Here is a 25,619-nt window from a genome sequence, read left to right on the forward strand (position 1 = left end):
TTTGCATACCCCCATAGCAACTAGAGATATACTGTTTCGTATATGAAAAATTTTAGTATAAACACCCATGATAAAGCATAAGAAACTCCCTGCGTTGGCTTCTCGCGCTGTTGCTTTATTTGTGTTCCTACTCTTGCTATCGAGAGCTAAACTGAATTCTGCCTCACAATGTGCTGAAACAATGCAGTTTGCCAAAAATGAAAAATTCAAGAAAATCTACAGAAGTTAGGGCTATGGGAATTGAAGAAATACTATTACCTTTTCGGGAAGAAATTCTAAAAATTGCGGCTAAGTACGGCGCGTAGAATATACGAGTGTTTGGTTCGGTAGCGAGGAGCGAAGCAAGAGATATGTGCGGGTAGATTATGATGATGTTTGGGGAATTATTGAGCGTGATTTATCTATGTTAAAAGACAATATTCAGATGATTTTGCAAGATTTAGAAGCTAGATATAGCAGTTTTCAATTGAGTACAATACATAAAAAAGTTATAGAACCGCAGGCTGTAGCAGATGAACGCGGATAAAACCGTACTTTATTCAAGTGAAAACCGCTATAATAGTTCTCTCTCAATGCTCATCTGCTGAACAACTTGCCATGTTGCTATAGTTGAGATGAGATTAGCCCTGAGTCGCACGCTAAAAGAGCGACGATAAAAGCTGATGACGCAGGCTGAACTAGCAGACAAAATTCACTCCAGTCAACCACGTATTGCCAAGGCTGAAAATGGTGATACTTCAGTGTCTATTGAATTACTGATACGAGCAATATTGGCTACAGGTGCAACTCCTCAAGAAATTGGACAGGTAATTGCCAGCACAGGCTCGATACTAGCATAGAGGTAAGGTATCGCCAATAGTGACCAGTGACCAGTGACCAATGACGACCTACTTCCCAGTTGAAGTTTTAGCAAAACTGCATACCCGGTAGAACTCTGGAAGTATATTGACTTGTCAAAAGCAAAGTTTTCATACCTCTAGATTAAAAAATCACAAGCTGAACCATGAACAACAAGCTCATCAGTAAAAAAGTAACTGCACTATTTATTGCAGGTCTCACCAGTGCGATCGCGTTACATCCTTGGCTGAACGTTAATGCTCAAACGGATTCATCACCAGCAACCACACCGAAATTTACACGGTTGCAAGATGCCAAAAATTTCCGGCTCAAAGGAAATGGCAAAGCTTTTCAACCGAATAATTTGCAACAGTCAACTCAGCCAGACCAACCTGATGACAAACAATTTCGCCGCCGGGGAATCATCGGTTGGGATGACCGAATTCCCCTTTTAAGCCGAAAATATCCTTGGTCGGCGATTAGTAGAGTACGTTAGTTGTTCAATGTCTCATCTCCTCACTATTTCTGTTGTTATAAGTTCTTAACTCTGGGCGAATTGGGGGTATGCAGTTTTTCGGAGGTTAGATCGGGAAGGAACTGATAAATACCCAGTACGGGATGGGGAGCATTAGTATATGATTCTTTTAGGTAACTCTGCCGTGTTGCCTTGATATGAAGCTACCAGATGCATTGCAGGTCGGAACAGCTTTAGTAGTGGGTTGTGATGCATACCCCCTTCACTTTGAGAGATAAGAATCTCTAACACCCCAATTTAGAGGAAATCTTTGTGAAGCGTCATGTCTGTAGCGTTGTTATGACTGGCTATTTTCTCGGTATGGGAAGCTTATCCTTTTTACCCTTGCTACGCCAAGTTAGATCGAGTCCACTGAATTACTTATTAAAAAAGTTGCGTCTTTCTTTGCGTCTTTGCATGACCTTTAATAATTTTGTTATTGAAAGCACATAATTCTTTGTGTAGTTTAAACTTCATCCTTAATACTTCACACTTCATCCTTTAGTATGCGTTTCCAGAACATTGGTTTGAGTTTCCTCGCCCTAGTTATAGCCACTGCTTCAATACCGATAACTTTAACCTTTCCAACATCACCAGGAGAGTTAGGAGCACTGGCGCAAACACCAGAGGCGCGAAAGGCGAAAGCAGATAGACTGCTTAATCAAGGTAATCAGCAGTTTCAAAAAGGTCAATTTAAAGCGGCTTTGCTATCTTGGGGACAAGCACTGCAAATATACCGACAAATTAAGTATCGTGTTGGTGAAGGTCGTGCTCTAGGTAATCTGGGAGCTGCTTACCGTTCCCTAGGGAACTATCAAAAAGCCATTGAGTTCCACCAACAAAGTTTAGCGATCGCCAAACAAATCAGGGATCGCAATGGTGAAGGAAAAGCACTGGGTAATTTGGGAGTTGCTTACGATTCCCTAGGGAACTATAGAAAAGCTATTGAGTTCCACCAACAAAGTTTAGCGATCTCCAAACAAATTGGCGATCACTTTGGTGAAGGAAATACGCTGTATAATCTGGGAAATGCTTACGATTCCCTAGGGAACTATCACAAAGCTATTGAGTTTCACCAACAAAGTTTAGCGTTCTCCAAACAAATCAGGGATCGCAATGGTGAAGGAAATGCTTTGAATAATCTGGTAACTGCTTACAATTCCCTAGGTGACTATCACAAAGCTATTGACTTGTTCCAACAAAGTTTAGCAATTGCCAAACAAATTGGCGATCTTGCAGGTGTTGGTCGCAGGCTGGGTAATCTGGGAGTTGCTTACAATTCCCTGGGGAACTATCAAAAAGCCATTGAGTTCCACCAACAAAGTTTAGCGATCGCCAAACAAATCAGGGATCGCAATGGTGAAGGTAGTGCGCTGCGTAATTTGGGAATTGTTTACCATTCTTTAGGGAACTATCAAAAAGCCATTGAGTTCTACCAACAAAGTTTAGCGATCGCCAAACAAATCAGGGATCGCAATGGTGAAGGAAATGCTTTGAATAATCTGGGAACTGCTTACAATTCCCTAGGTGACTATCACAAAGCTATTGACTTGTTCCAACAAAGTTTAGCAATTGCCAAACAAATTGGCGATCTTGCAGGTGTTGGTCGCAGGCTGGGTAATCTGGGAGTTGCTTACAATTCCCTGGGGAACTATCAAAAAGCCATTGAGTTCCACCAACAAAGTTTAGCGATCGCCAAACAAATCAGGGATCGCAATGGTGAAGGAAAAGCACTGGGTAATTTGGGAGTTGCTTACGATTCCCTAGGGAACTATAGAAAAGCTATTGAGTTCCACCAACAAAGTTTAGCGATCTCCAAACAAATTGGCGATCACTTTGGTGAAGGAAATACGCTGTATAATCTGGGAAATGCTTACGATTCCCTAGGGAACTATCACAAAGCTATTGAGTTTCACCAACAAAGTTTAGCGTTCTCCAAACAAATCAGGGATCGCAATGGTGAAGGAAATGCTTTGAATAATCTGGTAACTGCTTACAATTCCCTAGGTGACTATCACAAAGCTATTGACTTGTTCCAACAAAGTTTAGCAATTGCCAAACAAATTGGCGATCTTGCAGGTGTTGGTCGCAGGCTGGGTAATCTGGGAGTTGCTTACAATTCCCTGGGGAACTATCAAAAAGCCATTGAGTTCCACCAACAAAGTTTAGCGATCGCCAAACAAATCAGGGATCGCAATGGTGAAGGAAAAGCACTGGGTAATTTGGGAGTTGCTTACGATTCCCTAGGGAACTATCACAAAGCTATTGAGTTCCACCAACAACGTTTAGCAATTGCCAAACAAATCAGGGATCGCAATGGTGAAGGAAATGCTCTGAATAATCTAGGAACTGCTTACGGTTCCTTAGGAAACTATCAAAAAGCCATTGACTTCTACCAACAAAGTTTAGCAATTGCCAAACAAATTAGCGATCGCAATGGTGAAGGTCGTGCTCTAGGTAATCTGGGAGCTGCTTACCGTTCCCTAGGGAACTATCACAAAGCTATTGAGTTTCACCAACAAAGCTTAGCAATTTTCCAACAAATCAGTAATCGTGATGGAGAAGGTGGTGCGCTGGGTTATTTGGGAGTTGCTTACGCTTCCCTAGGAGACTATCAAAAAGCCATTGACTTGTTCCAACAACATTTAGCGATTTTCCAACAAATCAGTGATCGTCAAGATGAAGGTAGTGCGCTGGGTAATCTGGCAAATGCTTACGGTTCCCTGGGGGACTATCAAAAAGCCATTGGCTTGTTTCAACAAAGTTTAGCTATCGCCAAACAAATCGGCCATCGTGATGGTGAAGGTATTGTGCTTACTGGTCTGGGAAATACTTACCGTTCCCTGGGGAACTATCAAAAAGCCATTGAGTTCTACCAACAGCGTTTAGCAATCGCCAAACAAATCAGCGATCGCAATGGTGAAGGTGTAGCGCTAACTAATCTCGGACTTGCTTTGTTCAAATCTGGCAATTTTGCAGAAGCCCAAAAAGTTCTAAAACAAGGGATTGAGGTTTGGAAGTCTCAACGGGGTAGACTAGGTAATCGGGATGATTTTAAAATTTCCATTTTTGAGGAACAAGCAAGCACTTATCGTACCTTACAACAAGTGCTGATCGCTCAAAAGCAAACTGATATAGCCTTAGAAGTAGCGGAAAGTGGACGCGCAAGGGCTTTTGTGGATTTACTGGTTAGTCGTCTCTCTCCTAATAGTGATGTTTCCTCTTCCATAGAACCAACAATTGCTCAAATTAAACAAATAGCTAAAGCACAAAATACCACTCTCGTTGAATATTCAATTATTTATGATGAATTTCAGGTTCAAGGTAAACAAGAAGCAAAGGAATCAGAACTCTATATTTGGGTCATTAAACCGAATGGTGAAGTCACCTTCCGCAAAGCTGACCTCAAACCCTTATGGCAAAAAGATAATACAACTTTAAATGAATTAGTCATCGATAGCCGAGAGTTAATAGGTGTGAGAGGTCGTGGTATTGAGGTAACTTACAACCCCAATACACCTAAAGCCAAAAACCGCTTTAAACAACTTCACGAACTACTCATTAAACCAATTGCCGACCTCCTACCGAAAAATCCTGATGCGCGAGTCACATTTGTACCGCAATCATCTCTCTTCCTTGTCCCCTTTCCCGCGTTACAAGATGAGCAAGGTAAGTACCTAATTGAAAAACACACTATCCTGACTGCCCCAGCTATTCAAGTATTAGATTTAACTCGCCAACAACGGCAACGGGTTTCCGGTAATCAAGCCGTAGTTGTTGGCAATCCTATCATGCCCAGCGTTTCTCCCAAAATTGGCGAACCACCAAAACAGTTAGACAACTTACCTGGTGCAGAAACAGAAGCAAAAGAAATTGCTCAACTTTTCAACACCAAAGCCATTACAGGTAAAGACGCCACCAAAGCCGCTTTTATCCAAAGATTACCCCAAGCCAAAATCATTCATCTTGCTACTCACGGTTTACTTGATGATTTTAAAGGTTTGGGTGTCCCTGGTGCTGTCGCCCTCGCCCCTGATGGTAAAGATGACGGTTTGCTCACCGCCAATGAGATTTTGGATTTAAAGATAAATGCCGAACTGGTTGTCTTGAGTGCCTGCGATACTGCACAAGGTACAATCACAGGTGATGGTGTCATTGGCTTATCTCGCGCCTTAATTACTGCAGGTGCGCCCAGTGTCATCGTTACTTTGTGGTCAATACCAGATAGCCCTTCTGCACTGTTAATGAGCGTATTTTACCGTCAGTTACAGAAAAATCCTGATAAAGCCAAAGCACTACGCCAAGCAATGCTAACAACCATGAAACAGCATCCTCACCCTAGCACTTGGGCTGCATTTACCCTCGTTGGTGAGTCACAATAATCTGTGCTCAAAGTTTAAAGCCATACCAGACAATGTAATTGAGAATTGTAAAAAGCGACTGAGCAAGTGTGACTTGGATAAAGAGGAATAGCGTTATGGATCGAGATAAAAAAGAACGTTTGGAAGCAAAAGGTATCGCCAATAGTGACCAGTGACCAGTGACGACCTACTTCCCACTTGAAGTTTTAGCAAAACTGCATACCCGGTAGAAATCTAGAAGTATATTGACTTGTCAAAAGCAAAGTTTTCATACCTCTAGATTAAAAAATCACAAGCTGAACCATGAACAACAAGCTCATCAGTAAAAAAGTAACTGCACTATTTATTGCAGGTCTCACCAGTGCGATCGCGTTACATCCTTGGCTGAACACCAATGCTCAAACGGCTACATCACCAGCAACCATACCGAAATTTACACGATTGCAAGATGCCAAAAATTTCCGGATCAAAGGAAACGGCAAAGCTTTTCAACCGAATACTTTGCAACAGTCAACTCAGCCAGACCAACGAGAGAGTTTTTACTTAAGGCAGGAATTGAACCTTAGAGACTCAGTTACACATTACAATTAATTACTATTATAATTATGATGATTTACAAGGGATATACAGCCAGTATTGAAGTAGATGTAGAAGCCAGAATCCTTTTTGGGCAAGTACTAGGTATCAATGATATCGGAAAATTTTTATTGCCGATTCGTTTAGTCATCTATAATAAAAAAACCAAACGCTAGCCAAATAACGGTTATGCTATCACCCAATCTCAAAGTAGGCTTACCAACAACAGATCAACTAGCCAGTTCAGACGATACACCTGTGGATAACGAAGACCAAAATTTTCTGCCTAACGTTTTACTGTTTTTGCTGTCGATGATTTGGGCGAATCGCATGGATTGGTTCTTTGGTGTAGATATGGCAGTGTATCACACAACAGGAGTCAGTCCGAAAGTGCCTGTGGTGCCAGATGGCTTTCTGAGTTTGGGGGTAGAACGCAAAAAGTCCGGAAAATCGCGCCGAAGTTACGCAGTCTGGGAAGAGAAGGAAGTCGTTCCAATACTCACATTGGAGATAGTATCCCACACACCAGGGGGTGAATACGATGAGAAGCTAGAGATCTATGAGAAGCTGGGTGTGTTGTACTACGTAATTTACAATCCCGAGTATTGGCGACGCGACCAACATCAACCGTTTGAAGTCTATAAGTTGGTAGATGGGCACTATCAGCTACAAATAGGTGAACCGTACTGGATGAGTGAAGTGCGCTTGGGAATTGGACGACACCGAATGGTAATGGGTGGCATTCCACAGGAGCTATTGTTTTGGTACAACGAACAGGGCGATCGCTATTTGACAGCAGAAGAACTTGCACAACAAGAACAATTACGGGCACAACAGGAACAATTACGGGCAGAGAAGTTAGCGCAGTATTTGCGATCGCTCGGCATCGATCCTGACAATTTACCGGGTGAGCAACCTGAGTAGTTGAGCTAATGGCTTTTGTTCAGTGGAACTCTTGATACCTCCCTCATTTATAGAAAACGATGGTTTACGCTAATACAATACTTTAAAAAGAGGTTTAAAACATGGACGTAATTCATGTCAATGACGCGCAACAGCACCTTGATGCTGTCATTAACGCTCTTTGTAAAATCTCACACACCAGTCATTATCACTGGTAATCAAAATCAAGCAGTACTCATTTCTCTTGAAGACTGGAATGCAATTCAGGAAACATTATATTTACTTCAAGTGCCTGGTATGCGAGAGGATCTCGTCGAGAGCTAGGGAATACAACCTAATTTCAATATGGAGTTGCACCGCAAATGCGCTTCTAATTTCAGCCTTCTGCGGACGAAATACTCCTGATGATGGAATATTTGTGCAGTTGCTCATCGTCGTAATTATACTATTTAGCCTTGCGTGTAGCGAGTTCTTGGCGTTGAATGGCGATAGTTGAAGCAGAAGGAAGATTGACAATTTCGTGGTTCACAAATAGCGGTTGGTAATCTAACTTGTTCTGCGGTGAATCATGATTTTGACAGGTACTAATACCGCCACCGACACAGAAAGTATCTTTTTGTGTGTCTTGGGAAAGACTAACCTCTTTCTCAGCCCCAACCTGGTTAGGAGAGAAGACTTTATCTTTCTCCCTCTTACCCTGTAAGTTAGGTTGTTGGGGTGTTAAGTCAGCCAACGCTGCAAAGGGAACATATTGCAAAGCTCCATCCGCGACAATAACTAGGCGTTTTGTTCCCAATTTATCCTTTACGGGTGCAAGGATGAGTTGACTGAGTTCCTTTGCTGCGACATCAATTCGCCGAGTTTTGATACGAGCACAGGGATTTTCTTTATTTGTGACAGAAGGTGGTTTAGAACTGTTATAGCTAATGAGGCAAAATAAATTAACAGCGCTTTTCTCTATCTCTTGTTTTTTAGGAAGAGAGTAGGTGTCGAGAGAATTGGGACTCACCACCCACAAAAAGCTACGTTCCTTACCCAAGGAATACTGTAACAACAGGGTATCTTTATCCCCCACTTGTTGCCATAATTTTAGCGCTTCTTCCCATTTAACAATTGCCCGTTTCAGCGATCTTACTGTTCCTTGCTTGTAAAAAGCCATACCTTCATCCAAGGCTTTTTGTGCTGCTGCACGAGTTGCATTTTGGCTGATTGTTGCTGGCTGTTGTGCAATTCTCAACCCATAATTTCCCACGCTTGCAGCTGTTGATTTTGATAGCAAGAGTAGGAAGACAAATAAAGTTACAGCGCGAGAAGCCAACACAGGGACTTTTTTCGGCTTTGTCATGAGTGTTTATACTATTTTTTCTTATACAAATTAATATATTTCTGGGCACTATGGAGGTATGCAGGTTTACAAAACTTTAAATAAAGGTGGGTAAATATCAAGCGAGAACACACTAGATGTGTCATGCTTCTTGTTTGTTCTAAAATTTGATATCGCTATAAATAAAAGCTTGAGGGTATCAAAAATTTGGTTTGTGCTTGAAGGTTAAAGAAACCGGGTTAGAAACAAAAACTTTGAAAACCCGGTTGTTGTATAGAGTGGTACGATCGCCTTAACTATCCTGTATTTTCTGAATCGCGTTGTCGGCTTTTTGAGCGAATTCTAGTTCTCCTTCAAGTTTAAACAGTGCGGATGCTTTCTGTAAATCCGCGATCGCTCCCTGCTTGTCTTTTAAAAAGTAGTTGGTTAAACCTCGGAAAAAATGGGCACAGGCTATATTAGGAGTGATTTCTAAGGCTTTGTCCAAATCTGTCTTGGCGGCTTGATATTGTTCCAAGAAAAGGCTAGCAGCCCCTCTACCGACGTAAGCATAGGCATTGTTGGGTTCAATGTAGGGGCGCAAAGCCTTGCGCCCCTACTTTTTCTAGAGACAGGATACCGTTACGCGAGCTTTCTTACTTCGAGAAACATCCAAAAACTCTTTCCAATTTTTCTCAGATTGATGTGTCGCGATCAAATTTTAGATTTGCCATAAAGCTTATCGCAGACTAATGATGGCATACTCACATCGTTGAAATTAGCTGGACTGAATTTGCATGGCACTCAGTTAGTGGTACTGTCTGCAACACGCAGAGGTTTTGCTGTCTTCCCCTTGATGTTTCTATCGTAACGAAATTTTAACCGATCATCCTGCACTCACCATCCAAACGAGAAAGCCCAAAATTTGCTCAACTGGCGGGAGGGGGTAATCTGTCAGGTCAATAAACACGCGTTGCCCTTCTAACTTAAGAAACCGCCAAACTGTACCACTACTCACCGTTCCGTAAATTGTTAAGATAGGTTGTTGCTTTTTTTTGTTAAAGCGTTGAGCAGCAACCATTTCTGCAAGGCATTGCCCTAGGGCTGGTTTTAAGTCTTCCTTCTTGGCTTCTACAAGAACAACCGCAGGGGCTTTAATATATAGCTGTTCTGAGGAACGACTGATGAGAAAATCAACAAAGCCCGTAAGTTCAGCTTCTGGTTCTACATTGAATTCTTCGCCAGAAAAAACGCTAATCTGTCCTTGAAGTTGGCGTTTAACTTCCAGCAATACGGGATTGATAATGCCTTCAGAACGAGCTTTCTCACTACTGACTGCTATCGCCCAGGGGAGTGTTTCTTTAAGAATATCTTGAAGTAGAGAAGTCGGAGTAACTGGGGGAATTTCTGGTAGGAAGCGACCCCCTTCAACGATTGTTAGTTGAAAATCTTCCACAGCTTTGCTAAGAGTGAATTTACTGTAAGGCATAGGGCGAGCGTTCTTAATAAAGTATTGAGATATGTTTATTTCAAAGTATAGTAGTTAATGCGATCGCACTGTATTAACTATCGGTTTTTCCAAAGTTTATTCCAAATTTATATGTGTATTTTTCCGAACAATGTCTGTTTTATTTAGTTCAGGAATATATTCAAGGGAAAACCTAACTCAGATGCTTGAAACTTCTGGTGTAGTCAGCGAGACTGGGGTGAGGGAAATACTCAAGAGTCTATTGTATGTTCTCAGCTTTGTCCACAGCCGAGGAATTATTCACCGTGATATCAAGCCCGAACGTCTAATTCTGGGAGAGTCGGATATGGATAAAGGAGCAGTAAAATCTGTGAGAGAGTTTTTACATTAGTTTAGTCATCTATAATAGAAAAGCCAAACGCTAGCCAAATAACGGTTATGCTATCACCCAATCTCAAAATAGGCTTACCAACAACAGATCAACTAGCCAGCTCAGACGATACACCTGTGGATGCAGAAGAACTTGCACAACAAGAACAATTACGGGCACAACAGGAACAATTACGGGCAGAAAAGTTAGCGCAGTATTTGCGATCGCTCGGCATCGATCCTGACAATTTACCGGGTGAGCAACCTTAGTAGTTGAGCTAATGGCTTTTGTTCGGTGGAACTCTTGATACCTCCCTCATTTATAGAAAACGATGGTTTACGCTAATACAATACTTTAAAAAGAGGTTTAAAACATGGACGTAATTCATGTCAATGACGCGCAACAGCACCTTGATGCTGTCATTAACGATAGTGTACAATCTCACACACCAGTCATTATCACTGGTAATCAAAATCAAGCGGTACTCATTTCTCTTGAAGACTGGAATGCAATTCAGGAAACATTATATTTACTTCAAGTGCCTAGTATGCGAGAGGATCTCCTAGAAGGGATGAATACTCCTGTTGAGGAATGTGTCACTAAGGAGAAGCTTGATTGGTAGTCTGGGAATTACGCTTCACCAAACGAGCACAGAAAGATGCGAAGAAGATAGCCACAGCAGGACTCAAGTCCAAAACGGAAGAGCTTCTGGCAATTTTGGAGCAAAATCCCTATGAAAATCCTCCTTCTTACGAAAAGTTGAAAGGAGATTTGCAAGGAGCATATTCAAGGCGCATTAACATCAAACATCGGCTTGTATATGAAGTTCTTGAAAAAGAACGAATAGTGACTGTCTTGAGTATGTGGACACACTACGAGTAACAATCTGCTATGGTTACGCGATCGTTCTTCTTGTAAGGGAAGCATTGATTACGTGTCCCGACAATTCTCACCAGAGTATAACGATCGCACCCCTGCTCAAGCCACTAACACTATAGAATAAGTTGCGATCGCTTCGGCGCAAGCTGTACTCAGCTTATCGCAAAAGCAAAAGCTTGAAAGCATCAAAAATTTGGTTTATCCTTGAAGGTTAAAGAAACCGGGTTAGAAACAAAAATTTTGAAAAACCCGGTTCTTGTATAGAATGGTGCGATCGCCTTAGCTATATATTGATTTTTCGGTTTTGGTTGAAGTCTGAAGGTGGGTAATTATAATGGTTAGGCAATTTTAGGGAAATCTGGATATGTCTACTCACCAGAATGCTATCAGGAAAATTGATGTTATTTTATGACTTAGTATCAAGTTCAATCCCGCGACTCAGCGCGATAAAAGCTGCCCACAAGAATGTAGCATTATCGCTCATATTTTTACGTTGTCGGAGTTTGTGCCCAGAAGTGCAAGATGCAACTCTACTGATATTGATTGCAATAGACTTGCAGATGAAATGCTTGGCTCTCAATGCTATCAAACCAATACATTTGCTCTACCTATGTGACTTGTCCTGCTACACACAGTATGCCTGATTTGTCAATATCTTCTACTAAATCGGCGCTCTAGGACTTCGCTGTTGTCTGCCAAGTTTACAGGGAGATCGTACAAGAACGGCAACCCCAGCAAGGGAACTGCTTCAGGTGGCAAACATAGATAGTCAGTAAAGCCTGTGTCTATCACGAACTCAATCGGGAAAGTTGAGCCACTTGGGAGAAGAAATGTTAACGCAACGATCGCATGTCTATCCGTCACAATACCAGAAATCACTTACTGACACGCTCCATTACACCACCCAACGAAGCAGCCACATTGTAACCAATACAAATGCCAAAAAGTCGGGCATACGGATGCTTTGCGCTCAGATTGCGTGCCGCTTTCAGCCCAGTTTCATCAACTTCGTAGTCACCTGTCTCAATGTCGATAATCACCATCTTGCCGATGTTTTCTTCTACCTCCACTTGTTTGCGGATTTCACTTTCATACAGTTGCTTTGCACGTCGTGCAACCTCTTCACGGCTTAAAAGGATTGCTTGCATACTTTGACTCCCAATCACAGAGCTACTTCTGTTAACTTCTTCATAATATCTTGTATCTACTGATTTGAAATATGCCATATCATCCTGCATTCACCATCCAAACGAGAAAGCCCAAAATTTGCTCAACTACTCGGATAAGCCTCCACGAGTAGGTTCGTGATGCAATGGAGTTTGTAAAACTTTTGGACAAAACTCTTCCCAGTACGATCGCGTATAACTCAAATGTAAATGCCAAACTCGATCGACCTGGTCGGATGGCGTGACTGGAAGCCCTCAAAGATAAGCTTCGTCTTAAAAAACACATCTCATTACAGTAAAGTTCGTAGGAGTTAGGGAATACAACCTAATTTCAATATGGAGCTGCACTGCCAAATGCGCTTCTGATTTCAGCCTTCTGCGCGTTAATTTATTAGAAACAGCTAATCTATAATTAGAGTATTACGTTTCTCTCTGAGTTGACATGGCTATCAATATTCCCATCAATGAGGCTCTCATTCAAGAAGCCCTAGCTGTTGGAAATCAAGAAAATGAACGGGATGTAGTTGAATTAGCACTGCACGAATACATACAGCGTCGCAAGCAACTCAAAGTGATTGAACTGTTTGGTACAATTGACTACGATACTGACTACAACTACAAGCAGCAACGGCAGCAGTCATGAAAGTTGATGAGTAATTGGAACGTCAATGTATTTGCTTGATACTGATACTCTAACCCACCTCTATGCTGGCAATACAAATGTTATTGCCCGGTTAAATGCTGTTGAAAATTAAGAGGTGGGAATTACCATAATTACAAAAGCAGAAATGCTGCGCGGACGCATTGAGTATCTGCTTAAAGCAGAAACCGGTGAAAGTTTATTAAGGGCACAAGAGCTTTTGTTTCGCACAGAAGAATTATTAGCAGAACTTTTAATTGTTCCCATCAGTCAAAGCGCCGCAGATGAATTTGAGCGTTTACGTGCAGTATCAAAACTCCGCAAAATTGGACGAGCGGATTTGTTAATTGCAAGTATTTCCTTAGCCAATAGAGCTACATTGGTGACAATAGCTAGTAGCAAAAAAATTGTCAGTGAAACCCTTCCTACTCGTGGTTTTACAAAAACATTAGGTGCAAGCACAGCAACTCCTGCAAAACCAATTAATATCAAAGATGGAGAAATTCCCAAATTACCACTCGCTACGCAAGTTATTTTTGAAGTAGAAAACAAAGAATCTGTTCCGCTTTACATCAGCATTCTCGTCATTGACGCCGCAGGCGAGATGGCTGTCATATTTCCCAATGATTGGTCAGCATCTGAAGATGCGGCTTTATTACCAGCAAGAGACAAGCAAATAATTCCCGGAGAGAATGATGGCTTTAAACTGACTATCGGTGAACCATTAGGAATTACAGAAGCACTTATTATTGCTAGTACATCTCCACTGCGAACTTCACTCAAAGTTCTTAAAGAAATCGCCACAAGAGGAAACACCACACGCGGACCGCTCTCTGCAAATAATGACGAATTCTTAGATGTTACAGATAAACTGCTCGAAGACTTAGATGCAGGTACTCGTGGGGGGATTAATGTTGAAGGGGTGCAGCTTGCGGCGAACGTGCGTGGTGTGGATACAAAGAAACTTGCAGCAATGGCGATCGCATTTGAAGTGGTTAGTTGAAGATGCTCGCTCATGTTCAACCTCCACCTCCTCAACGAAAACTCCTAACTAGGAATGACAACCATGCCTTATAAAAAACTCTATTTAACTGCTATCACTCTGATTCCGATCATCTCACAACCACGCGCCAATTTACCGCTCTTCTTCTTAGCGCCTTTGCGTCTTTGCGTGAGTTTTATTTAGGGTATATAAGCGGACATATTATGACTCCCTTGCTCTTTGCGTCTTTGTGGTTCATTTAAATTAGGTAATTTTTAGGCAGAAAGGGAGTAATCTTCTACCTTTACATAGAGAAGAAGCGTGACCAAATTTCTCTCCAAAAGAATACGTACTTCCAAAAAGTCTACCAGTTGGATTAGCTAGCAATAGCTAGCTAGAGATGGAAGGGATTTTTATCACAGGTTGACAAAATGAAACCATCAGATCAACCTTGGCTTTGTTATGAAAAGTATCATTCTTGGTAGCTTATCCCTGTTACTGCTATCTACCACAGTTGCACCTATTGTTAAAGCCGAAAACAGGGCGGCAAATACCAATGTGTTAAGCGGTACATCACCATCCGCTACTCAGATAGAACCTTTCAATCTCGTTCACTTAGCTTATCAAGGATACCTTAAAGACCAAGGCATTCCTGGTTACGGTGCTCTGATTATGGCTTACCAAGTCAAACAAGTTAGCGCTGAAGATATTGTTCGGAGTGCTGTTAAGTCAAATATGCTGTCACCACAGGTAATAAACGATCGCGCATATAACAACGCTGTTAATCTTCAATTAGAGAATTTGAGAATTAGATAAGCAAAAAAAATATCCCAATTTTTTCTTGTGGGATGGGCATCCTTACCCATCCCTTTTCAAACTAAACCCAAATATCAGAGGTGCTATCGCCACCCGGATAGCGCATTTCGTGGGCGCGAGACGGACCTGCGGGTTCTTGACCAAAATCAACGTAGAAATTCTCGTTGATTCTTAATCCCCCGTTTTCAGTGTCACAGTCAATTTGTAACAAATATGAACCTGCAATGTCAAAGTTTTCATCTAGCAATAGAAAACCACCAGGACCGTTACCTTCGCGATCGCCAAGCATGGAAACCATAACATGACCATCGGCTAAGCAGTGTACCGTATGGGGAGCAGTGAGGTTAGTTTTTTCGCGAATTTCTTCAGGTTCAATGACTTTATGGATTTCGGGTGCTTTGGCATCTGCCGTGTCAACAATGTAAATTCTGCTAGAACGTATACCTGGGATCACCAAAAACCGACGCGATTTACTTGTGTCATTGTGGCATGAACTACAAGTGTTCCAACCAAAATGATGCAATTCATCTCCAATATAAGGCATTGGTAAGCGATGAATAACTTGAGAATACGTAGAAGAATCTGGATCGACGTCTATAGTTGCCAAGTAATCTGGTTCTTCAATTCCCGTACCTGTATACAGTGCGATGGTATAGAGAATTTTTTCGCGTTCTGCTTTCATTGCTACTTCTGGAGAAGCGTAGCCGGGACCGCAGCAAGCATGAGCCATATTTTTATTTTCTCCAACAAGTGACTTGACAATGTCAATGAGTAAATATACTGTTCATTTCAGAGCAGTCTATTAAAAATTACACCATTACAAGTCATCCAGGTGAAAAAATACGGTAATTATATAGATTTACGTTTTAAAAATACGAATGATACACATAAATAATTTTTTCTACCTAAGATAGATGATATTGCAGTAGAATTGCCACACCTTGTACATATGTGGGGGATAGTGTTGGGTAAAGAAAGGAGAGGAAGAACTTGATTGGTCAACTGACTTCACTTCTGGCTGCCCCCAGTCGAGGTTTTGTAAGGGTTGCAGGTGCTTTAGTTGTTAGCGTTGGGTGTTTGGTACTAATAGGTTGGGTTTTAGACATAGCTGTTTTAAAAAGTGTTCTACCTGGTTTAGTGACTATGAAGACGAACACTGCTTTGGGATTTGTCTTAGCTGGAACTTCATTATTTCCATTGGCACAACCAACATCTCGGAAACTGCGTCTTATTTCTCGTCTATGCAGCTTCATCGTATTCCTTATCGGACTAAGTACACTTAGTGAGTATTTGTTTGGATGCGATCTGGGTATTGACCAGTTGCTCTTTACTGAAGCTCATAGTGCAGTCGCCACATCTCATCCAGGAAGAATGTCACCACTCACTGCCTTTAGCTTTGTTTTGGTAGGCATTGCTTTATGGCTCGCTGGAGGAACAACAGAGAGCAAGGCATTTGTACGCCAGAGACGTACTGCTCAAGTTTTCGCTTTGTTGAACAGTCTCATTGCGGCTCAAGGGTTTGTCGCTTATCTTTATCAAGTCCAACCAATTATTAATCTGAAAATGTATACGCAGATGGCAGTACACACACCCATCTGCTTCCTTATGCTGAACTTGGGCATTCTCTTTATTTACCCCCAACAAGGATTAGTGCGCGTTATAACATCTGAAAGTATTGGGGGAGTTATTGCGCGTCATCTTATACCCACGGCAATTGTAATTCCATTGGTCTTAGGGTGGTTCAGAATTTTCTCCGAACGCATAGGTCTTTTTCAACCAGCATTTGGAACTTCAATCTACGCCGTGCTCATGGTTCTTATCTTGGTGACTGTTATTTGGTGGAATGCTAATTTACTACATAAAATTGATCTTCAACGCCAAGCAGCTGATAAGGCACTGCAAAGAGCTAATGATAAGTTAGAAATTCAAGTTTTGCAGCGTACTGCAGCACTTCGAGAAACGAACGCTCTCCTAACTCAGGAAATAGCCGAACGTCAGCGTACAGAAGCAGCATTGAAAGAGAGTGAATCCCGCATGCAAGCTATTTTGGATGAAACAACAGCAGTCATTTTTCTCAAAGATACTGAGGGAAAGTTTATTACAGTCAATCGAACTTTTGAGCGGTTGTTTCATGTTTCACGAGAACAGATGCGAGGTAAGACAGACTATGATTTTTTTCCCTCTGATGTTGCTAAGGCGGTGCTGGAGAATGACCGAGAGGTACTTGCCTTAAAAAAGCCGATTGAGCGGGAAGAAATTATCCCGCAAGATGATGGGTTGCACACTTATATCTCTATAAAATTCCCTCTGTTGGATGGGAATACACCTTATGCAGTATGTGGCATTGCAACAGATATTACCGAGCGCAAAAAAGCTGAGGAAAAAATCCGCGAACTGAATGAAACTCTAGAGCGTCGGGTTGAAGAACGTACTGCTCAACTTGAAAAAGCCAATGAGGATCTCGAAGCTTTCTCGTACACTGTTGCTCACGATTTGAAAGCACCTTTGAGGGGAATACAGGGTTATGCTTTAGCTTTACTAGAAGATTACGGGGATGGACTGGATGAAGTAGGAAAAAGTTACATCCAAAGTATTTTTACTGGTACGGAACGCATGAGCGCTTTAGTTCACGATTTACTCACTTATAGTCGTTTGAGCCGTGAAGAAATTAAACTGGTTCCAGTCAATTTGCTACAGGTAGTTGAAGACGCTAAAACCCTGTTAACATCGGAGCTACGCAAACGAGAAGCCAATCTCAAAGTTGAACAACCATTACCTGCTGTCATCGGTCACCATGGTACTGTACTTCAAATAGTTGTTAACTTATTATCAAATGCTGCTAAATTTGTGGCGGTTGGGGTCAAACCTCAAATACGTATTTGGGCAGAAGAGGAAGGTGAACGAGTGCGCTTGTGGATTGAAGATAACGGAATTGGAATTGAGCCGCAGTATCAGGAGCGGATTTTTGGAGTTTTTGAGCGGCTGCACAGTTGGGAAATTTTCTCAGGAACGGGAATTGGATTGGCTATTGTGCGGAAAGGTGCAGAACGCTTGGGAGGATGGGCTGGAGTGGATTCAGTACCCAACCAAGGAAGTCGTTTTTGGGTTAAATTTAAGGCGGTGAAACAGTGAACAGTCCAAATAATGTCACAATTTTACTTGTGGAAGATGAACCGGCTGATGTTTTTAGATTGCAAAGAGCTGTACGTAAAGCTAATTTGCCGATCGCTCTAGAAGTGGTTAACGATGGGGAACAGGCAGTGCTTTATTTAAGTGGAGAAGCGCCTTATGAGGATCGCTTGCGCTATCCCTTACCCGTGCTCATGTTACTAGATCTCAAACTCCCCCGACTTTCTGGTTTTGAAGTTCTTGGTTGGCTGAGAGAATCAACAGTCAAGCACTTGCCGGTAGTAGTCTTGACATCTTCTGAGGAACAAGTAGATATAGATCGTGCGTATGCTCTCGGAGCTAATTCTTATTTGACTAAGCCTATTGACTTCAATACTTTACTAGAAATGATCCAGGCAATTGGAACTTATTGGGTTACCCTCAATCGATCACCCTATGCTAGAGCCGATTAGCAACAAAATGTGGCAACCTTTACTGAGAAGGTATTAAGGTGAGCGGTCAATGGCAGGGATAACATTACAGAAAAAGACTGTTTTAGTTGTAGAAGACGAATTGTCTGACCAATTTCTCCTTCAAAGAGCATTTGGTCAGATTAATCAAGAAGAATTTGCTCTTCATGTTGTCAAAACAGCAGAAGATGCAATCTGTTATTTGCAGGGATCTGAACCATATCAAGAACGAGCAGTGTACCCCCTACCCGTTTTGATTGTTCTGGATTTAAGACTTCCCGGTATGTCAGGTTTGGATTTGCTTAAATGGGTAAAAAAACAACCACAATTTAATGATTTACCCATTATAGCTCTGACTGCTTTTGGCAATCGGGATTTGCCTCGTGCTTATGACTTGGGCATTGACTTTTATTTACTCAAACCTGTCGAGGCAAATACTTTAGCTGAAGTTTTGTCTGGACTTGGCATCTACACTCATGGTGCTGAAAAATCAGAGAACTCTTAGTTTCATAACGCTAAGCGATCGCTGCACCGTCCTTGATGGCGTTGTTGTAATTTATACATATGGTGAAAGAGACTCCAGCAATACTCTTCTGGTAAGCCGCAAGTGACAGCACCCCGGAGGACGATATTAAAATACCAGTCGTTAGGAGCAACTTCTTCTGAAAGCTTATCAACGACAACATAGGTACGGACATTTTTGTATACTTTTCCTTCACAGTGAATATCCACATATTCGTGACGGTAACCACCTTGTGGTACATCTTCTCGCTTATCCAAGCGATCGCTCAAGCGCCAAGGTAATTGATAAAGCACACCTCTAACACTAGTTTTAGAGTCTTTTACCACATCCAAAACACCGCAATTGCGAGTTGGAGACACGCGATAAAACCCCAATCGATATCCCTCTAATATACCAGGACCGATCGCATAGGGATGCGTTTTTTCACCAAGAGAGCGTTTTAAATCAACAGGACACATACACGAACCATAAGCAAAGTAATAAAACGTTGATTCGTTCGCTTGTACCTGTTGCGGTACCGCAGCTATATTGTCATAATTATAAGTCTGTACCCAACTGTAATGAACGTGTCCAGATTGGTTGCTCATTTTTTCAAGTATTATTAACTATTAATATATTATGTTACCCGATTCTACTTAATTCTTTACATATTTGATAGATTAACCGTATTTTGCATACTCAGCATTCTCGTTCCCAGGCTCCGCCTGGGAATGCCTGACCGGAGGCTCCGCCTCCAGTCAAGTAGGTAGGGCTAAAGCCAATCAACCTTAAACGTGCAGTATAGCCCACCCTACCCTCTAGGCGTCAACTACCCACACTGACAGCCTTCGGGGTACAGTGTGGGCTTGCCGAAAACCTGAACTTGGTTCAGGCTTCCAATAGGCAGGGGTAACAGTTGGTTACGCTCACTTGGGAGAGACAAAATCTCGTTATGACCAGGTTCTGAGTTTCAGTAGTTTGCTACCTCCGAATATTTCCCTAGTTCGGATGACATAGCTGGCTCTTGTGGAAAAGAGAAATACGCCTACTGGAATGAGCAAAGGGACTTACGAAGGTAATAAATACAAGCAATTGGGTTATCTCCATGAAGCCAAAAAAGAAAAATCAAGTAGTAACTCGCGTCCCAGTTGTGTCACCAAATGGCTTGCCCTTAATGCCAACGACACCAGCGAGAGGGCGTAAATGGATTCAGTCTGGAAAAGCAGTTGGTAAGCGCAATCAAGTAGGGGTATTTTACGTTCAATTGTTATGCGAACCATCTGGCTACAAAACACAAGAAGTAGTAGCAGGAACTGATAGGGGGAAAGCGTTTACAGGTTTAGCTTTTCAAAGTAAGCTAGCAACCATTGCCATTTTTCACGTTTGTCTGCCTGGTTTTTATAAATCTAAAAAGAATAGTAAAGACCGTCAGTCAGTAACCGGAAAGATGGCAAAGCGTGCCGAACTAAGACGCACTCGCAGAGGTCAAAGAATTGACCGCAAGAAACCTTTTAAGCTGAGGAACCATCGCCAGAAAAGATTCTCTAATCGCAGACAAAACAAGCTCCCACCTAGTGTAAGAGCTAACAGAGAAATGGAGCTGAGGATTCTCACAGAAATGTCACAAATCCTTCCCATTTCAGAAATTAGAGACGAAGCCTGTGGAGGCAATACCAAGAAAAATGGTAAAGGCATTTCACCTGTGACCGTTGGGCAAGAATGGTTCAGAAAGCAAGCTTCTAGCATTGCCCCAGTAGTGGAGGTTGATTCACGGGATACTGAAAAATACCGCAACCAATTAGGGCTTGTAAAAGATAAACTAGACAAGTCTAACCAAACTCCTGAGACTCATGCAAATGACGCTATTGCCCTTGCATCAAGCGCTTTCATAGAGTACAAGAAATTTCATACTACTAATACCTACGGGCATCATTGGGTGGGCGAGTGCGTGATAACTCCTGCACCATTCTTGGTGATGACTCGCCCGAAGTTGTTCAGACGAAAACTGTATCAAGAAAACCGTTCAAAAGGGGGTGTATTAACACGTCTTGGCGGAACAATTACGCCCTTTGGGTTTAGGTCTGGCGATTACGTTAAAACTACTGACAACAAGAATGTCGTTTACGGGTGGATAGGTGGTTTTACAAATACTGGTAAAACAAAAAAAGATCTATCTATGACCACAATTGGTCACGCATCGGTCAATTTTCTCCGTCCTCAGTAACGCTTGTAAGAAGGAGTACGCGTTTATGTGTCGTAGCCCTTTCATTGTCCCCTGAAAAAAGAGCCAGCCTTATTACTACAGGTACGCGACTATGAAGACAGATTAACCAACCCAAGGCTGGCTCTTTTTTCTACGTGTCAGACCCAAACCCCGGAGATTGTTTAAATTGTCGCTGTCCTCCTCCAAGTTCTCAATCAAGTTGGAATTCAGTCGAAGGACGCAACAATTTAAACCGGGCATTCCTCCCACACTGATTCGAGTACAGAATTCAGTCTGGGACTCCTGCCCGATCTAGTTGAGGCAGAGCCTCAAAAGATGCATTCCCAGGCTCAGCCTGGGAACGAGGGATACGCAACGAAGTAGCAAAAAATCAGTAAACCCGATTCATCTGAGTCCAAGCCCTAACTACAAGCCGTAAATCTTCAGGCAAACTGTTTTGAGAGATGTCACTATACCGTACAGAACCCCTAGGGCTAGTCAAAGTATAAGTAATGTAATCAGCACCACCTCTAGTTGCTGGATAGTCCAAATTATTGAACACATCCCTTTCTTGCCTGAGTAACTGCTGAAACCTCCGTACCTGTTCCAAAGGAATGCGATGGACGCTACGTTCGGAGTCATTCGCATCACCAATCCGAACGCGAATTAAACTCCCGTCATCCAGTAAAACTGTTTCATAGGTTCTACCAGCGATACCACCAGTCGCAATTTGTCGGAAAACAATACCGCGTTCCAACGGTCTTGGCAATTCACTGCGTGGTATTGGAACGGGTTGAAATCCATTGTTATTAGCAATTGCGCTCGCTCTTTCATCAAAGATTGCAGTACCAGATTCCCCAACACGGTAAATCAAAACCTGTTGACCATCACTCACAGTGACTCTCCAACCAGGTACAATAGTTGCTGCACACAAAGCAAGCGGGTCTGGTATACCCAAACAACTATCAGGCCACTGCTGTCTATCAACTTCAACTATCCGCAACTGTGAAACTGGTAATCCAGAACGCTCTGATGCTCTCACTAAAATTCTCTCAGCAAGACGTCTTGGTAGATTAACATTGGGTGTTTCACTGTACTGTTGGTTGTCTAGCCTAACTTCTCCTCCATTGGGATGAGCATGGAATACTAAAGTTTCTCTACCAGTTGCTACGCTCACTTTCCAAGCTCTTATACCAACTTCGGTACAAGTCTCACCAGGACGAGGCAGATTCAAACAACCATCAGTCATCACTTGTTCGGCGTTAACAATGCGTAGTTGAGAAATTGCCAATCCTGTATAATTCGACGCAGCTTCCAACACAACATTGCTGACTCTTTGAGGTAATCTCACACCTGCGATGTTGCTTTCCCTTTGATTGAGCCTAACAACAGAACCTGTTGTATTGGTATGATAAACCAACCTTTGTTCTGCTGCATTCACAACTAAACGCCAACCAGGTACTACAGCTTGAGCACAGGTTTCACCTGACCTTGCTAAATTCAAACAACCATTGTCCCAAGTTCTTTTGTCAACTTGAACAATTGCCAATTCCTCAACTGGTAATTCCAAGCGTCTGGATGCAGTTTGTAGAACGGCATTTTTGACAGAATTTGGCAATTTACTTTGAACTTGCTTTGCCAAACGGATGTTACGCCCGGTGCTATTGGTGTGGTAAGTCCAGTTTTGGTTGCCATCAGAAAGGATGACTTGCCAACCAGGGACTCTGGCTTGGGTGCAAAGTTCATTAGAGGTGGGTAAATCCAGGCATCCATTACGCCAAATACGCGGGCTGTAATCAATGATTTCTAGATTTTTAATAGGGATGCGATTTTTACTGGCGACATCTCGCTTAACTGCGGAAGCTACTGAAGTTGGCAGGTCGTTATTTTTAGTATTTTGCTTTAGAGATTTATTTGATTTTGCTACAGAAACCTTTGCTGGAGACGCAGTTACACCTTCAGGCACTGCGATCGCTCCTCCAACAGACAAAATACTAGATAATACTAAGGCAGTTACAATCTGCCCTTGTTTCATGGTATTATAAATTTTAGGGATGTGTCTCATGGTAGTATTCGAGCAATAATCATTGTCGAGACGTTTCACGTAACGCCTACTTGCTTTTATGTGGTTATTAGTCAAAAAGCGCAAACTAATAACTGGTAGCTATCAGTTGAAAATCCAGACATCTCACAGCAGCGCTCTTGGAGATAGCAGTATTGTTTATCTTCTCAACCAGATATCGCTATGGACGCAAGGGAACTTGCTATTTGTTCCTTACGTTTTTCAGTTATCAATTACAGCCCAGCCAACCAACCAATTCCCTACAGTTTCTCGGTTACTGCTCGTCAGGTAGATCGAATCTAATGGTGCAAGCTGCCCAATTTTTCAGATCCGGCGCAAGCCAAACGAGCTTTTGTAAAATTTCATCATTAACCCACAGCACCAAGGGGTATTGAAACCGTTTTCGCAACTCGTCTCGCATTATGTTTGTTGAAACTAGTAGTTGATCGATCGCAACCACCGATTCTAAACCTTTGACTATCAAAGCTTGAGGTCGAGCAGAACCAAGTAGCTCGGTCACAGTTGTATAAAATGTTTCAGAAGCAGGTGGAAGAGCGATTTCTTTAATTTCTGTCGGGCAAAATTCTTTTAATAAATGGAGTATTTGTGTCTGCTTGACAGTGGAGTGACAGCAGGCTAAGAGCAATAAAAACTCTCCTTGAGAAACCTGAATTGCTCTAACAAGCCTCTGAATGGGAACTGTAACGTTTACTTTATTGTCTTGTGAATGAGCTAAGCCGATCATTGACTGTTCCAAATTGTGTTTTAATAAGCTAAATTTACCAGTAAAATATCTCAACCACATTTAGGTAAGCACTGAATATTTTGTATGAAAAATAACGTTATAAAAGCGTAAATCTTCCTAAGGTTTAAAAAAAATAAGCACAGGTGTTAACCTCATACACTGATTCAAATTTATGTTGTTACAAGCTTAAAATACACAACAGAAATAAGGGATTTCGTAATAGGAACAAAACTTAACAATTGATAAAAAAATAATGGTTAGTAGAAAATCAATGAGAAACAACTTTTTAATTAACTCGTGTAATACAGTATTTATACGGTTAAAGTCGTCTCGCATAAACCGAGGACTATTTTCAGTCTTAGTTGCTTTAAGTGTCGTAACGGTGGTGATGTTGTCAGTTCCCGCATCCGCTCAAAATAATTTTCGTTCGCAGAGATTTGAGTTACGTGGTGTTTGGTTAACTAATATAGATAGTGACGTGTTGTTCGATCGCAATCGGCTTCAAGGTGCTCTGCAAACTCTGAAAAACTTAAACTTCAATACGGTGTATCCTACTATTTGGAATTGGGGTTACACCCTGTATCCGAGTAAGGTAGCACAAAAAGTTATTGGGCGATCGCTAGACCCAGTCCCCGGACTGCAAGGTCGAGATATGCTCGAGGAAGTTGTTGAAGGCGGTCATAGAAAAGGCTTAACAGTCATTCCCTGGTTTGAGTTTGGCTTTATGGCACCAGCCGATTCACAATTAGCCAAAAATCGTCCGCAGTGGCTTACAAGTCGTCGAGATGGCAGCAAGATTTGGAAAGAAGGCACCCATGACCGAGTTTGGTTAAATCCCTTTCTTCCAGAGGTGCAACAATTTACACAAGATTTAATCGTTGAAGTCGTTAAAAACTATGATATTGACGGCATTCAATTCGACGATCACTTTGGCTTACCATCGGAATTGGGATACGATCCCTATACAGTGGCATTGTACAAAAAAGAGCATAATGGAAAAGCTCCTCCAGAAAATTCAAAAGACCCTGAATGGGTACAGTGGAGAGCAAATAAAATTACTGACTACATGAAACGCGTTTTTACAGCTATCAAAGCAGCTAAGAAAAAATGCTTGGTTTCAGTAGCACCAAATCCCCAACGCTTCTCTTACGAATTTTTCCTAGCAGATTGGGCGCGTTGGGAAAGGATGGGGCTAGTTGAAGATTTAGTTATCCAAGTCTATCGCAATGACCTAAATGTCTTTGTTAGCGAATTAGAATACCCAGAAGTCAAAACAGCCCGAAGTCACATTCCTGTAAGTATTGGAATTATTACTGGATTGAAAGGCAAATACGTTCCCTTGCGACAAATACAGACTCAAGTACAAAAAGTGAGAGAACGCAAGTTTGCTGGAGTTTCCTTCTTTTTCTATGAAACCCTCTGGAACATGGCTAGTGAAAAGCCGCAACAGCGACAGTTAGCTTTTAAAAATATCTTTCCTCAACCTGTTGCCTACCCAAATTTGCTTGCTGGGTGGAAACCATAGAAATTATGAATTATGAATTATGAATGCTGAATGAGAAATTAATGGATTATTAATGCTGAATTATGAATATACAATTCATAACTCATAATTCATAATTCATAACTCATAATTCATTATTCATAACTTATAATTCATAATTCATAATTCTTACCCATTTCCCAAACGTCAGGCTAAAGCAGGAGTTAGGGG

The 25,619-nt window shown here is 41.9% G+C and carries 28 protein-coding genes and 2 pseudogenes; 21 read left to right on the plus strand and 9 right to left on the minus strand.

Features of this window, described 5'->3' with window-relative positions:
* The first annotated feature begins 352 nt into the window (after nt 1-352).
* From F7734_RS37260 to F7734_RS37295, 8 genes and pseudogenes are all read left to right on the plus strand, one after another.
* Nucleotides 353-526, plus strand: a complete 174-nt coding sequence (locus F7734_RS37260) for a hypothetical protein (RefSeq protein WP_155749501.1) — start codon at nt 353-355, stop codon at nt 524-526.
* Nucleotides 527-662: 136 nt separating this feature from the next.
* Nucleotides 663-839: a helix-turn-helix transcriptional regulator gene (locus tag F7734_RS37265; RefSeq protein WP_243147302.1), complete on the plus strand. Its 177-nt coding sequence runs from the start codon at nt 663-665 to the stop codon at nt 837-839.
* A 164-nt stretch (nt 840-1,003) separates the two neighbouring features.
* Nucleotides 1,004-1,333, plus strand: a complete 330-nt coding sequence (locus tag F7734_RS37270) for a hypothetical protein (RefSeq protein ID WP_207714301.1) — start codon at nt 1,004-1,006, stop codon at nt 1,331-1,333.
* 524 nt (nt 1,334-1,857) lie between these two features.
* Complete coding sequence (locus tag F7734_RS37275) at nt 1,858-5,733, plus strand: tetratricopeptide repeat protein (RefSeq protein ID WP_155749502.1); 3,876 nt, start codon at nt 1,858-1,860, stop codon at nt 5,731-5,733.
* A 282-nt stretch (nt 5,734-6,015) separates the two neighbouring features.
* The gene (locus F7734_RS37280) at nt 6,016-6,303 is read left to right on the plus strand and encodes a hypothetical protein (protein WP_207714302.1); all 288 of its coding nucleotides are present in this window, start codon (nt 6,016-6,018) and stop codon (nt 6,301-6,303) included.
* Nucleotides 6,304-6,317: 14 nt separating this feature from the next.
* Nucleotides 6,318-6,407 (plus strand): annotated as a pseudogene (locus F7734_RS37285) (toxin-antitoxin system HicB family antitoxin); the annotation flags it as partial.
* A 70-nt stretch (nt 6,408-6,477) separates the two neighbouring features.
* Complete coding sequence (locus F7734_RS37290; RefSeq protein ID WP_155749503.1) at nt 6,478-7,212, plus strand: Uma2 family endonuclease; 735 nt, start codon at nt 6,478-6,480, stop codon at nt 7,210-7,212.
* Between the two features lie 114 nt (nt 7,213-7,326).
* Nucleotides 7,327-7,515 (plus strand): type II toxin-antitoxin system Phd/YefM family antitoxin, encoded by a 189-nt coding sequence (locus tag F7734_RS37295; RefSeq protein WP_155749504.1) that lies wholly within the window; start codon nt 7,327-7,329, stop codon nt 7,513-7,515.
* Nucleotides 7,516-7,636: 121 nt separating this feature from the next.
* Here the strand turns inward: F7734_RS37295 and F7734_RS37300 are convergent, their stop codons facing one another.
* From F7734_RS37300 to F7734_RS37310, 3 genes are all read right to left on the minus strand, one after another.
* Nucleotides 7,637-8,536 (minus strand): CHAT domain-containing protein, encoded by a 900-nt coding sequence (locus F7734_RS37300; protein ID WP_207714303.1) that lies wholly within the window; start codon nt 8,534-8,536, stop codon nt 7,637-7,639.
* Nucleotides 8,537-8,807: 271 nt separating this feature from the next.
* Nucleotides 8,808-9,098: a hypothetical protein gene (locus F7734_RS37305; protein WP_155749505.1), complete on the minus strand. Its 291-nt coding sequence runs from the start codon at nt 9,096-9,098 to the stop codon at nt 8,808-8,810.
* Nucleotides 9,099-9,380: 282 nt separating this feature from the next.
* Complete coding sequence (locus tag F7734_RS37310) at nt 9,381-9,983, minus strand: hypothetical protein (protein WP_155749506.1); 603 nt, start codon at nt 9,981-9,983, stop codon at nt 9,381-9,383.
* 98 nt (nt 9,984-10,081) lie between these two features.
* Between F7734_RS37310 and F7734_RS37315 the strand changes: the two are divergent.
* From F7734_RS37315 to F7734_RS37330, 4 genes and pseudogenes are all read left to right on the plus strand, one after another.
* Nucleotides 10,082-10,355: pseudogene (locus F7734_RS37315) on the plus strand (serine/threonine protein kinase); the annotation flags it as partial.
* 45 nt (nt 10,356-10,400) lie between these two features.
* Complete coding sequence (locus F7734_RS37320) at nt 10,401-10,601, plus strand: hypothetical protein (protein ID WP_155749507.1); 201 nt, start codon at nt 10,401-10,403, stop codon at nt 10,599-10,601.
* Nucleotides 10,602-10,705: 104 nt separating this feature from the next.
* Nucleotides 10,706-10,954, plus strand: coding sequence for a type II toxin-antitoxin system Phd/YefM family antitoxin (locus F7734_RS37325; RefSeq protein WP_155749508.1), 249 nt, complete (start codon nt 10,706-10,708; stop codon nt 10,952-10,954).
* Complete coding sequence (locus F7734_RS37330; RefSeq protein ID WP_155749509.1) at nt 10,948-11,214, plus strand: Txe/YoeB family addiction module toxin; 267 nt, start codon at nt 10,948-10,950, stop codon at nt 11,212-11,214. The genes F7734_RS37325 and F7734_RS37330 overlap by 7 nt, the downstream gene beginning before the upstream one ends.
* A 645-nt stretch (nt 11,215-11,859) precedes the next feature.
* On the opposite strand, the gene F7734_RS37335 is transcribed toward F7734_RS37330, so the two are convergent.
* A complete protein-coding gene (locus tag F7734_RS37335) occupies nt 11,860-12,075 on the minus strand; it encodes a hypothetical protein (protein ID WP_207714304.1) in 216 nt (71 codons plus the stop codon).
* A gap of 11 nt (nt 12,076-12,086) precedes the next feature.
* Complete coding sequence (locus F7734_RS37340; RefSeq protein WP_155749522.1) at nt 12,087-12,359, minus strand: hypothetical protein; 273 nt, start codon at nt 12,357-12,359, stop codon at nt 12,087-12,089.
* 460 nt (nt 12,360-12,819) lie between these two features.
* Between F7734_RS37340 and F7734_RS37345 the strand changes: the two genes are divergently transcribed.
* From F7734_RS37345 to F7734_RS37355, 3 genes are all read left to right on the plus strand, one after another.
* A complete protein-coding gene (locus F7734_RS37345; RefSeq protein ID WP_155749510.1) occupies nt 12,820-13,020 on the plus strand; it encodes a type II toxin-antitoxin system VapB family antitoxin in 201 nt (66 codons plus the stop codon).
* A 115-nt stretch (nt 13,021-13,135) separates the two neighbouring features.
* Entirely contained in the window at nt 13,136-14,020 is an 885-nt protein-coding gene (locus F7734_RS37350) for a DUF4384 domain-containing protein (RefSeq protein ID WP_347566349.1), read from the plus strand.
* Between the two features lie 441 nt (nt 14,021-14,461).
* Nucleotides 14,462-14,815, plus strand: coding sequence for a hypothetical protein (locus F7734_RS37355; RefSeq protein ID WP_155749511.1), 354 nt, complete (start codon nt 14,462-14,464; stop codon nt 14,813-14,815).
* Between the two features lie 61 nt (nt 14,816-14,876).
* Here F7734_RS37355 and F7734_RS37360 read toward each other — a convergent pair whose 3' ends face one another.
* Nucleotides 14,877-15,545 (minus strand): selenium-binding protein SBP56-related protein, encoded by a 669-nt coding sequence (locus tag F7734_RS37360; RefSeq protein WP_155749512.1) that lies wholly within the window; start codon nt 15,543-15,545, stop codon nt 14,877-14,879.
* A 260-nt stretch (nt 15,546-15,805) separates the two neighbouring features.
* On the opposite strand from F7734_RS37360, the gene F7734_RS37365 reads away from it, so the two are divergent.
* Genes F7734_RS37365 through F7734_RS37375 form a run of 3 tightly spaced genes read left to right on the plus strand, consistent with a single transcriptional unit; the run spans nt 15,806 to nt 18,898 of the window.
* A complete protein-coding gene (locus F7734_RS37365) occupies nt 15,806-17,947 on the plus strand; it encodes an ATP-binding protein (protein WP_155749513.1) in 2,142 nt (713 codons plus the stop codon).
* On the plus strand, nt 17,944-18,396 hold the full coding sequence (locus tag F7734_RS37370) for a response regulator (protein WP_166482395.1): 453 nt from the start codon (nt 17,944-17,946) through the stop codon (nt 18,394-18,396). The genes F7734_RS37365 and F7734_RS37370 overlap by 4 nt, the downstream gene beginning before the upstream one ends.
* Before the next feature lie 49 nt (nt 18,397-18,445).
* Nucleotides 18,446-18,898 carry a response regulator gene (locus F7734_RS37375; protein WP_155749514.1) on the plus strand — a complete coding sequence of 151 codons (453 nt, stop codon included), beginning with the start codon at nt 18,446-18,448 and terminating at the stop codon, nt 18,896-18,898.
* 2 nt (nt 18,899-18,900) lie between these two features.
* On the opposite strand, the gene F7734_RS37380 is transcribed toward F7734_RS37375, so the two are convergent.
* Entirely contained in the window at nt 18,901-19,503 is a 603-nt protein-coding gene (locus F7734_RS37380; protein WP_155749515.1) for a gamma-glutamylcyclotransferase, read from the minus strand.
* Between the two features lie 497 nt (nt 19,504-20,000).
* Here F7734_RS37380 and F7734_RS37385 point away from each other — a divergent pair, with 497 nt between their 5' ends.
* The gene (locus tag F7734_RS37385) at nt 20,001-21,119 is read left to right on the plus strand and encodes an RRXRR domain-containing protein (protein ID WP_243147303.1); all 1,119 of its coding nucleotides are present in this window, start codon (nt 20,001-20,003) and stop codon (nt 21,117-21,119) included.
* 370 nt (nt 21,120-21,489) lie between these two features.
* Here the strand turns inward: F7734_RS37385 and F7734_RS37390 are convergent, their stop codons facing one another.
* Nucleotides 21,490-23,133, minus strand: coding sequence for a hypothetical protein (locus F7734_RS37390; RefSeq protein ID WP_243147304.1), 1,644 nt, complete (start codon nt 23,131-23,133; stop codon nt 21,490-21,492).
* 88 nt (nt 23,134-23,221) lie between these two features.
* Here F7734_RS37390 and F7734_RS37395 point away from each other — a divergent pair, with 88 nt between their 5' ends.
* The gene (locus F7734_RS37395) at nt 23,222-23,452 is read left to right on the plus strand and encodes a hypothetical protein (protein ID WP_155749517.1); all 231 of its coding nucleotides are present in this window, start codon (nt 23,222-23,224) and stop codon (nt 23,450-23,452) included.
* Here the strand turns inward: F7734_RS37395 and F7734_RS37400 are convergent.
* Nucleotides 23,435-23,905 (minus strand): hypothetical protein, encoded by a 471-nt coding sequence (locus F7734_RS37400; protein ID WP_155749524.1) that lies wholly within the window; start codon nt 23,903-23,905, stop codon nt 23,435-23,437. The genes F7734_RS37395 and F7734_RS37400 overlap by 18 nt on opposite strands.
* A 271-nt stretch (nt 23,906-24,176) precedes the next feature.
* Here F7734_RS37400 and F7734_RS37405 point away from each other — a divergent pair, with 271 nt between their 5' ends.
* Nucleotides 24,177-25,430 (plus strand): glycoside hydrolase family 10 protein, encoded by a 1,254-nt coding sequence (locus F7734_RS37405; protein WP_155749518.1) that lies wholly within the window; start codon nt 24,177-24,179, stop codon nt 25,428-25,430.
* The last annotated feature ends 189 nt before the right edge of the window (nt 25,431-25,619 follow it).

It is taken from the genome of Scytonema sp. UIC 10036 (genome assembly GCF_009725235.1).

Coding starts and splice junctions, on each gene's coding strand:
- F7734_RS37340 (WP_155749522.1), bottom strand. CDS start 12,359: ATGCAAGCAATCCTTTTAAGCCGTGAAGAGGTTGCACGACGTGCAAAG.
- F7734_RS37400 (WP_155749524.1), bottom strand. CDS start 23,905: ATGATCGGCTTAGCTCATTCACAAGACAATAAAGTAAACGTTACAGTT.
- F7734_RS37275 (WP_155749502.1), top strand. CDS start 1,858: ATGCGTTTCCAGAACATTGGTTTGAGTTTCCTCGCCCTAGTTATAGCC.
- F7734_RS37290 (WP_155749503.1), top strand. CDS start 6,478: ATGCTATCACCCAATCTCAAAGTAGGCTTACCAACAACAGATCAACTA.
- F7734_RS37300 (WP_207714303.1), bottom strand. CDS start 8,536: ATGACAAAGCCGAAAAAAGTCCCTGTGTTGGCTTCTCGCGCTGTAACT.
- F7734_RS37405 (WP_155749518.1), top strand. CDS start 24,177: ATGAGAAACAACTTTTTAATTAACTCGTGTAATACAGTATTTATACGG.
- F7734_RS37345 (WP_155749510.1), top strand. CDS start 12,820: ATGGCTATCAATATTCCCATCAATGAGGCTCTCATTCAAGAAGCCCTA.
- F7734_RS37360 (WP_155749512.1), bottom strand. CDS start 15,545: ATGGCTCATGCTTGCTGCGGTCCCGGCTACGCTTCTCCAGAAGTAGCA.
- F7734_RS37325 (WP_155749508.1), top strand. CDS start 10,706: ATGGACGTAATTCATGTCAATGACGCGCAACAGCACCTTGATGCTGTC.
- F7734_RS37320 (WP_155749507.1), top strand. CDS start 10,401: ATGCTATCACCCAATCTCAAAATAGGCTTACCAACAACAGATCAACTA.
- F7734_RS37280 (WP_207714302.1), top strand. CDS start 6,016: ATGAACAACAAGCTCATCAGTAAAAAAGTAACTGCACTATTTATTGCA.
- F7734_RS37310 (WP_155749506.1), bottom strand. CDS start 9,983: ATGCCTTACAGTAAATTCACTCTTAGCAAAGCTGTGGAAGATTTTCAA.
- F7734_RS37265 (WP_243147302.1), top strand. CDS start 663: ATGACGCAGGCTGAACTAGCAGACAAAATTCACTCCAGTCAACCACGT.
- F7734_RS37355 (WP_155749511.1), top strand. CDS start 14,462: ATGAAAAGTATCATTCTTGGTAGCTTATCCCTGTTACTGCTATCTACC.
- F7734_RS37270 (WP_207714301.1), top strand. CDS start 1,004: ATGAACAACAAGCTCATCAGTAAAAAAGTAACTGCACTATTTATTGCA.
- F7734_RS37395 (WP_155749517.1), top strand. CDS start 23,222: ATGTGGTTATTAGTCAAAAAGCGCAAACTAATAACTGGTAGCTATCAG.
- F7734_RS37385 (WP_243147303.1), top strand. CDS start 20,001: ATGAAGCCAAAAAAGAAAAATCAAGTAGTAACTCGCGTCCCAGTTGTG.
- F7734_RS37295 (WP_155749504.1), top strand. CDS start 7,327: ATGTCAATGACGCGCAACAGCACCTTGATGCTGTCATTAACGCTCTTT.
- F7734_RS37375 (WP_155749514.1), top strand. CDS start 18,446: ATGGCAGGGATAACATTACAGAAAAAGACTGTTTTAGTTGTAGAAGAC.
- F7734_RS37390 (WP_243147304.1), bottom strand. CDS start 23,133: ATGAAACAAGGGCAGATTGTAACTGCCTTAGTATTATCTAGTATTTTG.
- F7734_RS37380 (WP_155749515.1), bottom strand. CDS start 19,503: ATGAGCAACCAATCTGGACACGTTCATTACAGTTGGGTACAGACTTAT.